10 protein-coding genes are annotated in these 12,447 nt (G+C 53.6%); 5 read left to right on the forward strand and 5 right to left on the reverse strand.

Translation table 11 applies throughout. The annotated features are described in order from the left end of the window. Positions 1 to 390: 390 nt before the first annotated feature. From L1D43_RS00990 to L1D43_RS01005, 4 genes are all read right to left on the reverse strand, one after another. Entirely contained in the window at positions 391 to 1,095 is a 705-nt protein-coding gene (locus L1D43_RS00990; protein WP_239849593.1) for a hypothetical protein, read from the reverse strand. A 1,037-nt stretch (positions 1,096 to 2,132) separates the two neighbouring features. Continuing rightward, positions 2,133 to 2,840, reverse strand: coding sequence for a 23S rRNA pseudouridine(2604) synthase RluF (locus L1D43_RS00995; protein WP_239849594.1), 708 nt, complete (start codon positions 2,838 to 2,840; stop codon positions 2,133 to 2,135). Positions 2,841 to 2,848: 8 nt separating this feature from the next. Next, the gene (locus L1D43_RS01000; protein ID WP_239849595.1) at positions 2,849 to 3,550 is read right to left on the reverse strand and encodes a DUF998 domain-containing protein; all 702 of its coding nucleotides are present in this window, start codon (positions 3,548 to 3,550) and stop codon (positions 2,849 to 2,851) included. A gap of 232 nt (positions 3,551 to 3,782) precedes the next feature. Beyond that, positions 3,783 to 5,114, reverse strand: coding sequence for a Na+/H+ antiporter NhaC family protein (locus L1D43_RS01005; RefSeq protein ID WP_239849596.1), 1,332 nt, complete (start codon positions 5,112 to 5,114; stop codon positions 3,783 to 3,785). Positions 5,115 to 5,479: 365 nt separating this feature from the next. On the opposite strand from L1D43_RS01005, the gene L1D43_RS01010 reads away from it, so the two are divergent. Continuing rightward, on the forward strand, positions 5,480 to 6,004 hold the full coding sequence (locus L1D43_RS01010) for a DUF3087 family protein (RefSeq protein WP_239849597.1): 525 nt from the start codon (positions 5,480 to 5,482) through the stop codon (positions 6,002 to 6,004). Positions 6,005 to 6,009: 5 nt separating this feature from the next. Here the strand turns inward: L1D43_RS01010 and L1D43_RS01015 are convergent, their stop codons facing one another. Next, positions 6,010 to 6,957: a LysR family transcriptional regulator gene (locus L1D43_RS01015; RefSeq protein ID WP_239849598.1), complete on the reverse strand. Its 948-nt coding sequence runs from the start codon at positions 6,955 to 6,957 to the stop codon at positions 6,010 to 6,012. 147 nt (positions 6,958 to 7,104) lie between these two features. On the opposite strand from L1D43_RS01015, the gene L1D43_RS01020 reads away from it, so the two are divergent. From L1D43_RS01020 to L1D43_RS01035, 4 genes are all read left to right on the forward strand, one after another. Then, positions 7,105 to 8,562 (forward strand): NAD-dependent succinate-semialdehyde dehydrogenase, encoded by a 1,458-nt coding sequence (locus L1D43_RS01020; protein ID WP_239849599.1) that lies wholly within the window; start codon positions 7,105 to 7,107, stop codon positions 8,560 to 8,562. Between the two features lie 33 nt (positions 8,563 to 8,595). Continuing rightward, entirely contained in the window at positions 8,596 to 9,876 is a 1,281-nt protein-coding gene (gene gabT, locus L1D43_RS01025) for a 4-aminobutyrate--2-oxoglutarate transaminase (protein ID WP_239849600.1), read from the forward strand. Between the two features lie 444 nt (positions 9,877 to 10,320). Continuing rightward, the gene (gene lgt / locus L1D43_RS01030; protein ID WP_239849601.1) at positions 10,321 to 11,106 is read left to right on the forward strand and encodes a prolipoprotein diacylglyceryl transferase; all 786 of its coding nucleotides are present in this window, start codon (positions 10,321 to 10,323) and stop codon (positions 11,104 to 11,106) included. A 149-nt stretch (positions 11,107 to 11,255) separates the two neighbouring features. Continuing rightward, on the forward strand, positions 11,256 to 12,446 hold the full coding sequence (locus tag L1D43_RS01035; protein ID WP_239849602.1) for a potassium/proton antiporter: 1,191 nt from the start codon (positions 11,256 to 11,258) through the stop codon (positions 12,444 to 12,446). The last annotated feature ends 1 nt before the right edge of the window (position 12,447 follow it).

A 12,447-nucleotide genomic window follows, 5' to 3' on the forward strand; every position in this document is an offset into this window, starting at 1 on the left:
AGTCAGCGTTAAGATCAAAAGGGCTTAGATGAGAATCTAAGCCCTTTTTTGCGTTAAAGGGGTAACTTTTTTGGTGTTAACTCTTTGTATTTAGTTGAAATTCATTACCCTTGTTTTAGCGTTAGCCGTTACTGTTATCAATTGCCTGCGGCAGGCTTTATGTGCAAACATTCTTTTGGCACGCAGCAAGTCCATCCATGGATGCTCTGCGAAATCATCCCTGATTTCGAAGGCCAAAAGCATGTTTACACCGAGTTATCCATCTCTTCGATTTAGCCGAGTTTGGATCATCTGGTTAAAGAAAAATCACTTTCAGATAGAAACGAGTTAGATTATTTGATCAGTAACGCCCAAATCAGGTGCGCCGTAGGCGTCACCTGGATTTGCTTGTTAAGCGCATCCCTCAGGTAAAGCAGGGATTGATATAAAATTGATGGTAAAACTGCTTTCGTACGTTTTAAGCATTTTCAGAGTATTGATATCGTACATTCTGGTTTCGCCATTTTTTGCAATATTGCTTTGAGGTAAAAATACATAATCTCTTACACTTTCATCTAATCCCCACCACTCGCAAACATATATGTTTAAGAACTCGATTACAGCCTTTATGGCTATTTTTGCATCTGAAACTTGCCAATGCTCTGAGTCTGAAGAGATATTTTGTAAATTACGTTTCTTTGGCTCTTTCTCAATACTTTTGTGATGCCATGAAAAATCATCATCACTTTTTTTAGTTTGAATTTTTACGTCCTTGGTAAACACCTTTGGGTGAACGTGTTCATTCCTATGCTCTAGTAATGCCTTTACATTTTGATATTCAGGACAACCTTTATTCATCTTTTTATCAAGATGATGTTCAAGTCCTAATGTAAACTTCCCAAGAGTTGAATAATCTCTCTCACTCACTTTGGGCTCAACTGTCTCCAGAACGCTGTTTGCAGCAGCTTCCAAACTATATGCACAGGTGAGGATTGAAGATGTAATCAAGCAGTTTTTCAAAGTCTCATCATCGCATTTTTCAGCTTCATTCAAAAGCCGAAGAGATTCACCCAATAAGCTAAAGAAACGATTTTTTATAATGATTTTTTGTTCCACGATGCTGACCTTTTCGTAGTAGCGCTTAACGCTTATTAGCAAGAATGCCGCCTATGTAAATCACTTGCTACTAATGTACATCGCGGCAAACTTTTTTAAATATTTGAAATTTATATCAATAACAGCATTACATAACAAGGACAAAATAAGCAGCCCGAAAACAAAGCGAGACTTCATTTAACGAGACCTCCACCACTCCCTATTAAATGGCTGATGCTCAGTTTTTTACTGAATTTAATCAATTGGTTACGAATTTTCAAAAAACAAAGCGAGAACCGCAAGATTACATAGTAGGAAGCGAAAGGGGCGCTTTTTTGCAAAATCCCATTATACCTGTATAGATGCGCAGTCTAGCGAGTAGAGTTTGGCAACCTGCCGAACACTCATCTAGCCCTCCTACTCACATCAAACGAAGCCAAATCGAAGAGATGTTAGATACCGAGTGTAGATACGCCAGTGCGCTTCCGAAACAGGGATGTTTCGGCAGAGCCTAAAGGGACTTATTCACGGCGTCTCACAGGCGTATCTGCACAACCCCCGCCGGGCAGGCGATAGATGGCGATGAAGGTACGACCTTCAACTGCCTCTCCAACATCGATGCTGGCCAAAGGTGCACGCCGTGCCAAAAACGTGTTTGCACATAAGCCCACCGCAGGTGATAGATAGTCATGAAGATAAGGCCTTCATTTACCTCCCCAACATCCATTCAGGTCAGATTGCGCGTAGCGTGCCACAGGCGTATCTGTATATACGTCGTTCTTTCACATCTGACCCATAGGGATATGGGGAATGTAGGCCTGATGTAGGGAGCATCACTGACCCTGTGACCACAACATTGGTACTTCCATGTACTGCATCCGTCGGCAGGCGATATATTGCCATCAAGGTACGACCTTCAAATACCTACCAAATAAGCATTCAGTCTGATATTCGATCACATACCTCACATTCAAACCTCAAATCATAAACCCACAGCCTACTTATATAGGCTACTCACAAATGCATTGGTGGGCTCAGGTAAGAGAGCTTGAGGATGATCACCGCCGAAGCATGACAATCTCATGCTCGGTTAACTCCCTCATCTCGCCCTCGGGAAGATCGCCCAGGGTTAAGGATTCGATGGCGACGCGTTTAAGGTCAATCACGTGATAGCCGAGTGCCTGGCTCATGCGGCGGATCTGGCGGTTGAGTCCCTGGGTGAGGATGATTTCGAAGCTGTCTGGCCCCAGGCGTGTCACCCGGCAGGGCAGTGTGGTGACATCCTTGTAGCTGACGCCTGCCGCCATCTGAACCACAAAATCATCATCGAAGGGCCTGTCTAGCCTGACATGGTAGCGCTTGTGGTGGGCGAAGCTTGGGTGCATCAGCTTCTGGGTCAGTTCGCCGTCGTTGGTGAGTAGCAGCAGCCCCCTCGAGTCCTTATCCAGGCGACCCACGGGGTAGAGACGTGGCTGCGCTGGCAGCAGGTGTAGCAGGCTGGTTGTATCCTCTGCCAGGAGGCGGCAGTCTGTGCCTACCGCCTTGTTGAGTATCCAGTAGGCCTTGTCGGCAATGGGCGGCATAGGTTCGCCATCGACACAGACGCTAAGCGATGCCTGCTTGCCCGCAGGAGTTTGGATAAGCTCGACCCTATCCGTGTGATTGGCCAATCGCTCGCCCAGGCTGACTCGTCCGTCGCGGATCAGTCTCGACGCGGCGCGCCGAGAGCAGAGGCCGGTTAAGGCGATGTACTGGGCGAGGCGCATTGGTGCGCCTAGCCTTGGGCCGAGACTTGGCTGATCAGGTTATCCTGATAGCTGTGTTTGGCTAATTTCTTGATGGTGAGTGCCAGGGTGACGCACCAGATCATCACCAGATTGGTCTGGGCCCACATGGCCACGGCGACGCCGCATATCGAACCGTCCTGGTGATTGCAGGGAGCGAAATCGAGGAGCGCCCAGTCGATCATGAGGGCCAGGCTGCTTGCGGCGATGAGGCCTAGGCCGCTGACGATAAACAGCGGCGTCGAGCAGAGACCCTTATGATTGACCCTGGCCGAGAGGGTTAGGAAGTAGAGGACTATGGTGGCGATCAGGAAGATGGTAGAAAACAGCCTGTGCTCTTTGAGGTAGTTGATGGGGTAAATACCGATAAGGATGATGGTTATTCCCACCACAAAACCCGCGAAGGCGATATAGTTGCCAAAGTGTCCCAACTTGAGTTGTAACAGACCATACATGGCCAGCAGTATGCAGGAACCCGCCAGGATCAGCCCCATGTTGAAGATATAGGCCAGGGGGGAGTCGACATAGTTGCCCAGAAGATCGGGCCTATGGTTTAACGCCTCTAGTCCCATCACCTGAAACTTGGCGAACAGGGAGATAGAGATGCCCAGTGCAGAGATGAGCGCACCGGCTTGAATGGTGAAGACCACCATGCGTTGCAGGTCATAGTTTATGGGTTGGTGTAGGGCCATAGCGATGCCATTTTTTGTTATTTTTTGAATATAAAAAAGGAGCCCATCTTGTGGTACTCCTTTCGTCTCGACGCCTGGTTTATTTCAGTAAATGCTTAACCTACTTCACTGCGTCGCAATTATATCCCTATGCTATTAGTTTAAGTGAAAACCCCCATATAGTGGAACTGCTATAGTGAGGATTGTCACAAATTGATCCGTGCACCCAGGGATAGGGCGCACGAATTTGAGTTTAGTGGCGCTTGCGTAGTACCACTATGGCGATGGCCACGATGGCGAGAATCATACAGTACCAGGCGTGGGCAACCGCCTGTAGCGGGCTGATGCTGAAGGTGGAGGCGATAAGCAGTGCCTGAGCACCGTAAGGGATTAAGCCCTGAATGATGCAGGAGAAGATATCCATGATACTGGCGGCGCGCTTAGGCGTGACTTCATGTTTCTCGGCCAGATCTTTGGCGATATCGCCGGTCACCACGATAGAGACGGTATTGTTGGCCACACAGGTGTTGGTCAGGGCCACTATGCCCGCCATGCCCAGCTCAGAGGCGCGGGTCGAGGCCTCGCCTTTGGCGCTGGAGAAGCGAACGATAAGCTTCTCTATCTGCTTGCTGACAAATGCCAGTCCACCCTGTTGCTGCATCAGGGCCGCCAGGCCGCCGACCAGCATGGAGAGGATGAAGATCTCCTGCATGTTGCTAAAACCTGTGTAGATATCCTTACCAAACTGGATCAGGCCATAGTCCAGGGTGGCAAAGCCTGTAATGCCGGCCAGCAAGATCCCTACCGTCAGTACGACGAACACGTTCAGCCCGGCGACCGCCAGCACTAAGATGGTGAGGTAGGGGATAACCTTAAGAAAATCTATTTGTTGAGGAGCCACCTCGGCCTGACCCTGTCCTGCCAGGGTGAACACCACCAGGGTGATCAGCGAGGCGGGAATGGCGAAGATCAGGTTTTCTCTGAATTTGTCTTTCATCTCGCATCCCTGGGTGCGGGTCGCGGCTATGGTGGTGTCAGAGATGATCGACAGGTTGTCACCAAACAGGGCGCCTGAAATCACAGCCCCGGCCATCAGCGCCAGATCGATCTGCGCCTCTTCGGCGACGCCCAGTGCGATGGGAGCGACCGCGGCTATGGTGCCCATAGAGGTGCCCATGGCGGTGGCGATGAAGGCGGCGATCACGAAGAAACCGGGTAGCAAGAGGTTAGAGGGCACTAACGACAGACCCAGCGCCACGGTAGCATCCACGCCGCCAGTGGCCTTGGCGACCGAGGCAAAGGCACCGGCCAGCAGATAGATGAGACACATGGCGATGATGTTGGAGTGGCCGATACCGCCGATGAAGGTCTCTATGCTTTGATTTAGCTTCTCTTTCGAGATCACTATCGCCAGTATGATGGCGGGCAGGATGGCGATCACGCTCGGCAGTTGATAGAAGGCAAAGTCGACGCCCTGACTCTGAAAGTAGACGCCGGCGCCGATAAACAGGGCCAGAAACAGGAATAATGGCAGTAGGGCGATAAATGATGCCTTGGGGGCCGTGGTTTGTGTTGGTGTTGTCAAAACGCTCTCTCTTCTCACTAAACATCTCTATGGAGACGTGTCATTAAAACTGGATGCTCTTCCCTTGCCCTCCTAGCTGGAACATCTCGCCTGTGGCGAAATGGCACATCTCAATAGGTGAGAGGATATGAGATCGAAAGACGTCTGTCAATTTAGACGTCTAGATGTTTTTACTTCTAAATGTTTGGTTGCTGTTAAATCCTCTGACAGGCTTGTTAACATTCAAAATTAAGCATCTGCTTAACTTGCCTAGCTAAAGCCGAGAGATCAAATTTTTTATCTTGTGAAAACTGTCACTTAACTTATTACTCATGCTAGGCTTGCGCCTCATGTGGCTTAGCCTAAAACGGATTGGAAATCGAAAAATGATGTTAGTCGAGGTGGATAAGGCGCGTTATCGCCAGCACTTAAATAGGGTGATTGCGGTGTTTATTGCAAGTTTGGCCCTGCTGTCTCTGATATCTGGTCAGCTGTTGATCGCCTTGTTTGGCAATCAGGCGGTGGTCAGCGGCGAGTCGACAGGTAATCTGCACCTGAACTTTCTCGGCGTGCTACTGGGGTTCGCCGTCTGCGCCTGGGGGCTCTACCAGCAGAGGCACAAAGACTACTTTCGTGAGATCTATTATGTGTCTCGCCTCAAGGCGCTGCAGAACCGTATCTACCGCAAGTTTAAGCAGATCAAACAGGCGGGCGAACGTAACGACATCGACGCCCTCACCATACAGATGTTCTATTTCAGCAGCCAGAAGCTGGTCTATCTGCTGGACGACAACACCCTGACCCTGAGCCAGGTCGATAAGGAGCTGGAGGCAGTCAAGGCGCGCATCGCTGCACTTGGGCTTAATATCGGCCCTGAAGGTTTTGATGAGTCGCTGCTGGAGAAGTTTTAGCTCCTCTATCTCTGCTCGCCACGGGGCTTATCCAGGCCAAACACCTCGTTGAAGGCTTGGGTGAGCAGCTCTACCTTGGCGCTCTCCCGCGCCGACTGCTTGACCACCATGGAGAGGTTGAACTGGTAACAGGCCTCATCCCCGTGAATGATCTTGATCTCCTGCTGTTTCAGCTCCTCCTGAATGTAGCTCTGGGGCAGGTAACCTATGTAGCAACCCGATAGAATTAAGGTTTTACGAGTATCAAACTGATACGCCTTGGCCGACAGGTTGAGGCGTTTTAGTTGCTCTCGGCCCTCGGGATCGATATCGACACCTGGGTGGACAGAGGGGGTCTTGGCCAGCATCTCGGCACTGATCTCTTCGTCGCTCAGGTGAAAGTAGGGATGTTTGGCGCTGCAACACAGGTAGATGGGCTCGCTGAAGATAGTCTGATAGTTTAAGCCCTGGATCTGTTGATAGCTGGGCAAGAGGCCGACGTGGGCCTTGTCCTGTAGCAGCGACTTCTCAATCTGGTGCAGCGCCTCGCCGTCTAGAATAAGGTGCAACTGAGGCTGGCGTTGGTGTATGTAGGCGATCACCTGGGCCAGTTTCTGCTGCATGCCGTAGTCCAGCTGATCGGCGCAGAGGATCACCAATTCGCCGATCAACTCTTCCCCCAAGTTGTTAACAAACATCGAGAAATCGTTGAGGGAATCGAATAGTTCGATACAGGCGTGATACACGGCCTGGCCAGCCTCCGTGAGGGCAAATCCGCCCCGTCCCCGGCTACACAGCTTGAGCTTCATGCGACTCTCAAGGTTCGACATGTGCACGCTGATGGTGGAGCGGGTGACCCCGAGTTCATTCTCTGCGGCGGCGAAGCCTCCGTTCTCTACCACGGTGCGAAAGATGCGTAGCAAGCGCAGATCGTATTCGGTGATCGCCTTAGGGATGATGGACTGTTTACTCATTAGTTTTATAGGTTTCAAACTTTATGTTGAATATTTGGTATTTAACCCGAGTTAGTTTTGCTATTCAATAGAGAAATTAGCGCGCCCGTCTTGATTCAAGCTCAGGCGTAGCCCTTTAGATTCGGACTATTTATGCAGGGAACTGTTATGCAGGGAATTAGAGACACTCAGTTAATCAAACTTTCCTCCTATATTGACGGCAGATGGACGGCGGGCGAGCAGCGCTTCGACGTGTTGAATCCGGCCAGCCAGGAGGTGATCGCCCAGGTGGTTGACGCCAGTCTCGACGATACCCAGGAGGCGATATTGGCCGCCAAGCGGGCACTGCCGGAGTGGTCTAAGCGATCGGCCAACGAGCGCGCCGCCCTGATGCGTAAATGGTTCAACCTGATGATGGAGCACCAGGAAGATCTGGGCCGCTTGCTGACTCTGGAGCAGGGTAAGCCCCTGGCCGAGGCCAAGGGGGAGATCGCCTATGGCGCCGCCTTTATCGACTGGTTCGCCGAGGAGGGCAAGCGTGTCTATGGTGACACCATTCCGGCACCTGCTAACGACAAGCGTATTCTGGTGATCAAGCAACCTGTGGGCGTGGTGGCCTCTATCACCCCCTGGAACTTCCCCAACGCAATGATCGCCCGTAAGGCGGCGGCTGCGCTGGCGGCCGGTTGTACCTTCGTGGCGCGCCCCTCACCGCTGACGCCGCTGTCTGCCTTGGCGATGGCCGAGCTGGCCGAGCGCGCCGGTATTCCTGCTGGGGTGTTCAACATAGTGGTGGGCGAAGATGCCGTGGGCATGGGCAAGGTGCTGACCCAGCATCCAGATGTGGCCAAGTTTACCTTCACTGGCTCTACCGCCGTGGGCAAGATTTTGCTGGCCCAGTGCGCCACCAGTGTGAAGAAGGTCTCGATGGAGCTGGGGGGCAACGCGCCCTTCATCGTGTTCGACGATGCCGATATCGACGCCGCGGTGCAAGGTGCGCTCATCTCTAAGTATCGTAATGCCGGGCAGACCTGTGTCTGTACCAACCGTATCTTCGTGCAGAAGGGGGTCGAGCAGGCCTTTATCGAAAAATTTACCGCCGCCGTGGCCAAACTCAGGCTGGGCGATGGCTTGGGCGATGGTGTGACCGTCGGCCCCATGATCTCAAAGGACGCGGTGCAAAACGTGCTCAAGCTGGTGGATGACACAGTGGCAAGCGGCGGCAAGCTGGTGACCGGTGGTCAGCCGAGCGAGCTGGGCGAGAGCTTCCTGGCACCCGTGATCGTCACCGAGGTGACCAACGAGATGCCGTTGGCTCGCAACGAGATCTTCGGTCCCGTCACCCCTATCATCAGCTTCGACAGCGAGGCAGAGGCGCTGGCCATGGCCAACGATACCGAGTATGGCCTGGCTGCCTATTTCTACGCCCGGGATATCGGCCGCATCTTCCGCGTCGCCGAGGGGCTGGAGTATGGCATGGTCGGCGTCAACGAGGGGATCATCTCCAACGCCGCCGCGCCATTTGGCGGGGTGAAGCAGTCGGGCAATGGCCGTGAAGGCTCCAAGTATGGCCTGGACGATTACCTGGAAATTAAATACCTGTGCCTCGGTGGCTTGGATAAATAGTGGCTTGGATAAATAGAAGTAAGGATAGAGACGATGAGCAACGCAGAATTACAGGCACGTAAGGTACAGGCAATCGCCAGGGGACAGGGTAACGCCTATCCCGTTTATGTAGAGCGGGCGTTAAACGCTGAGCTGTGGGATGTCGAGGGCAAGCGCTACATCGACTTCGGCACAGGCATCGCCGTGTGTAACACTGGCCATAGCCATCCCAAGGTGGTGGCGGCGGTCAAGGCGCAGCTGGATAATTTCAGCCACACCTGTGTGATGGTGAACCCTTATGAGTCGGCGGTAGCCCTGGCGGAGCAGCTTAATCGCATCGCCCCCGGCGGTAGAGACAAGAAGGCTATCTTCGTGACCACGGGCGCCGAGGCGGTGGAAAACTGCGTCAAGATCGCCAGGGCCCATACCGGGCGTCGCGGCGTGATCGCCTTCAACGGTGGCTTCCATGGCCGCACCAACCTGACCATGGCGCTGACGGGTAAGATCACCCCCTACAAGCATCAGTTTGGCCCCTTCGCCGGGGATATCTTCCACGCGCCTTATCCTGTGGCCTTCCATGGCGTGAGCGTGAAAGACTCCCTCAAGGCGATCGAGCATCTGTTTAAGGTGGATATCGCCCCTTGTGATGTGGCGGCGATCGTGGTCGAGCCTGTGCAGGGTGAGGGCGGGTTCTACGCCGCGCCGCCTGAGTTCTTACAGGCGCTCAGGGCGCTGTGTGACCAGCACGGTATCGTGTTGGTGATGGATGAGATCCAGACCGGCTTTGGCCGTACCGGCAAGATGTTCAGCTGCGAACACGCGGGGGTCGAGCCGGATCTAATGACCATGGCCAAGGGGATCGCCGGTGGCTTCCCACTCGCCGCCGTGGTGGGTAAGAGCGAGATCATGGACGCGCCGTTGCCGGGAGGCCTTGGCGGCACCTATGGCGGCTCACCCGTGGGCTGCGTGGCGGCGCTGGCGGTGCTCGAGGTGATGCAAGAGGAGCAGCTGGTGGAGCGCGCCGTTAAGATAGGCGACAGCTTCAATCAGGCGCTCTCTGCCCTCAAGGAGCAATATCCACAGCTGATTGGCGAGGTGCGCAATCAAGGCGCCATGATCGCCATGGAGTTGGTGATCGACGGTGACAGTGAGCAGCCAAACACGGCATTGACCCAGGCTATTATCGCCAACGCCGCGGCCCATGGCTTGGTGCTGCTGGCCTGTGGCTTCTACGGCAACGTGATCCGCTTCCTGCCGGCGTTGACCATAAGCGATGAGATCATGGCCGAGGGGCTGGCCAAGTTTAAAGCGCTGTTCGAGAGCCTGGTGGACTAAGTCGCGTTGGGAAGGTGCAAACAAGTCGTCGCACAGCTCTGGCTTTGATAGCAGCGACAGTTCAAGGCATTCAACTGAGGGCATGCCGAGGCCTGTTGAAGCTGAATAACGCCGAAATAGTGTTGCTATCCAAGCCCCGCAGGGCGAGGCTTACAGTGGTATTTGCTGCGTTACAGTTCTTGCGAAGGACTAGGGCCATTCGCAAGAACTGTGCCTTGCATCTATCCACTTTAAGCACACGCAGAGCAAGCACGGGACTTATTCGCACCTTCCCTTGTTTGCGAGCCATCACCAAAAGCCTGGGAGATATCTTCCGGGCTTTTTTGTATCTGCATGTTGAAAATCGCCACAAGACCTTGAATAAGCAAGTCGAAGCGCGTAAAACTGCCTGTCAGCAGCGTTATTCACCAGGCCAATTGGCCTCAGGCGAGGGAGTTTAGGTTTTTGGATCACTTTATTTGGAATATGGACCCTGTGTTGGTCTCTTTCATGGGGCTGACGATTCATTGGTACGGCGTCTTGTTTGCTACCGCGATCTTCGCGGGCTTTCAGGTGATGAAGCACATCTATGTGCGCGAAGGGCTGGATGTCGAATCTCTAGATAACCTATTGATTTATTGTGTAATAGGCATTGTGGTGGGGGCCAGGTTAGCCCATGTGCTGTTTTACGATCCTAGCTACTACTTCTCTCACCCGGCCAAGATTTTGGCGATCTGGGAAGGCGGTCTGGCCAGCCATGGCGGCGGCCTGGGGGCGATCCTGGCGCTTTATTATTACCATCGCAAGATGAAGCTGCCGTTCCTCTTCCTGCTGGATCGACTGGCGATCGCCACGGCCATCTTCGGCTTCTTCGTGCGCATGGCCAACTTCGTCAATTCTGAGATCCTTGGCGTGCCGAGCGACAAGCCCTGGGCAATAGTGTTCGAGCGGGTGGACATGTTGCCGCGCCATCCGGCCCAGCTGTATGAGGCGTTGGCCTACCTGAGCATCTTCATCGCCCTTTGGGCTATCTACAAGACCACAGAGATGAAGCAGAAGCAGGGCGCCCTGTTTGGCCTCTTTCTGGTGTGGGTGTTCAGTGCCCGTTTTGCCATAGAGTTCGTCAAGGTGAAGCAGGCGGCCTACGCCCAAGATTGGACCATGAGCGCCGGTCAGATGCTGAGTATTCCTTTCCTGCTGGTGGGGGTCTTCCTGCTGGTGAAGCCCTATTTGGCATCCAAGACCAAATAGCGATAAACAAGCCCGACTCAGTTCGGGCTTTTTTTTCAATTAAAAACAGTTAATCAATCATTTAACTCATCTCCAATTAATAGTTCCTCTGCTAAAATAGGGGGGCAAATCTGATTGTCCCAGCCTATTCATCTGCCAGAAGGAGACCTATGTCCTACCAGGTTATCTTGTTAGGGATCGCCGCGCTAATCGCCGTGGGGATCCTGTTGCATCACCCCTCAAAGACCCTGGGTTTGCCCAGTCTGTTGATCTTCATGGGCGTGGGCCTGAGCCTGGGCAATGGCGAGTTTAATTTTGTCTACGATAACCTCACCCTGACCTCCACGGTCGGGGCGGTCGCCCTTAACATGATCGTCTTCGTCGGCGGCATCAATACCAAGACGGAGAGCATCAAGCTGGCCTACAAGGAGGGCGGGGTGCTGGCAACCTTTGGGGTGCTGTTGACCACGCTTATTTTGGGGGCGCTCCTCTATCCGCTGACGGACTGGAGCCTGGTGATCTGCCTGCTGTTTGCCGCCGTGGTCTCCTCGACCGATGCGGCGGCCGTGTTCTCGATTCTGGAGTCCAAGAAGCTCAAGCTCAAGGAGCGCACGGATACCGTGCTGGAGTTCGAGTCGGCCACCAACGACCCGGTCGCCCTGGTGATGGTGATGATACTCACAGGTATCGCTCTGGCGCCGGATGCGCCGGTATCGCCTTGGGCGATAGGCCAGATGCTAGGCTTGCAGATCGCCTTAGGGATAGGCGTTGCCTTCGTGGTGGCCAAGTTGGCGGTGTGGGCACTGAACAGCATACATCTCGAGGAATATGGCCTGATCCCAGTGTTTGTGCTCGCCAGTTTCGTGCTGGCGGCCTATGGCAGCGAGCTGGCCGGCGGCAATATCCTGATCGCCTCCTACGTGTGTGGCGTGGTGATGGGCAACGGCATACGCCGGGGCGTGGAGGTGACGCGGCATTTCTTTAACAGCCTCTCCTGGCTGGCGCAGTCGCTGATGTTCATCATACTCGGGCTGCAGATCTTCCCCCAGACCCTGTTTAGTGTGTTCTTCCTGTCGCTTATTCCGGCGGCGCTACTGATGCTGGTGGCCCGCCCCTTGGCGGTGCAGATCTGCTATCTGCCGTTTCGTCACGCGAGCTGGAAGAAGCGGCTGTTTATCTCCTCCATCGGTCTCAAGGGGGCGACCCCCATCGTCTTCTCGCTGATCCCGGCGGCGGCCGGTGTCGAGGGGGCGGTGGAGATGGTGCATCTGGTGTTCTTCATCGTGCTCTTCTCCATCCTGTTACAGGGGGCGGCCATAGAGCCACTGGCCAAGCGGCTTGGGCTCAATAGCGACAGTTAAG

Origin of the sequence: Shewanella sp. Isolate8 (assembly GCF_022398495.1) — a bacterium.
Lineage (GTDB): Bacteria > Pseudomonadota > Gammaproteobacteria > Enterobacterales > Shewanellaceae > Shewanella > Shewanella aquimarina.

Excerpts from the sequence above, each read along its gene's own strand:
- gabT (WP_239849600.1), top strand. The coding sequence starts at position 8,596 with ATGAGCAACGCAGAATTACAGGCACGTAAGGTACAGGCAATCGCCAGG.
- L1D43_RS01020 (WP_239849599.1), top strand. The coding sequence starts at position 7,105 with ATGCAGGGAATTAGAGACACTCAGTTAATCAAACTTTCCTCCTATATT.
- L1D43_RS00995 (WP_239849594.1), bottom strand. The coding sequence starts at position 2,840 with ATGCGCCTCGCCCAGTACATCGCCTTAACCGGCCTCTGCTCTCGGCGC.
- L1D43_RS01015 (WP_239849598.1), bottom strand. The coding sequence starts at position 6,957 with ATGAGTAAACAGTCCATCATCCCTAAGGCGATCACCGAATACGATCTG.
- L1D43_RS01000 (WP_239849595.1), bottom strand. The coding sequence starts at position 3,550 with ATGGCCCTACACCAACCCATAAACTATGACCTGCAACGCATGGTGGTC.
- L1D43_RS01010 (WP_239849597.1), top strand. The coding sequence starts at position 5,480 with ATGATGTTAGTCGAGGTGGATAAGGCGCGTTATCGCCAGCACTTAAAT.
- L1D43_RS01035 (WP_239849602.1), top strand. The coding sequence starts at position 11,256 with ATGTCCTACCAGGTTATCTTGTTAGGGATCGCCGCGCTAATCGCCGTG.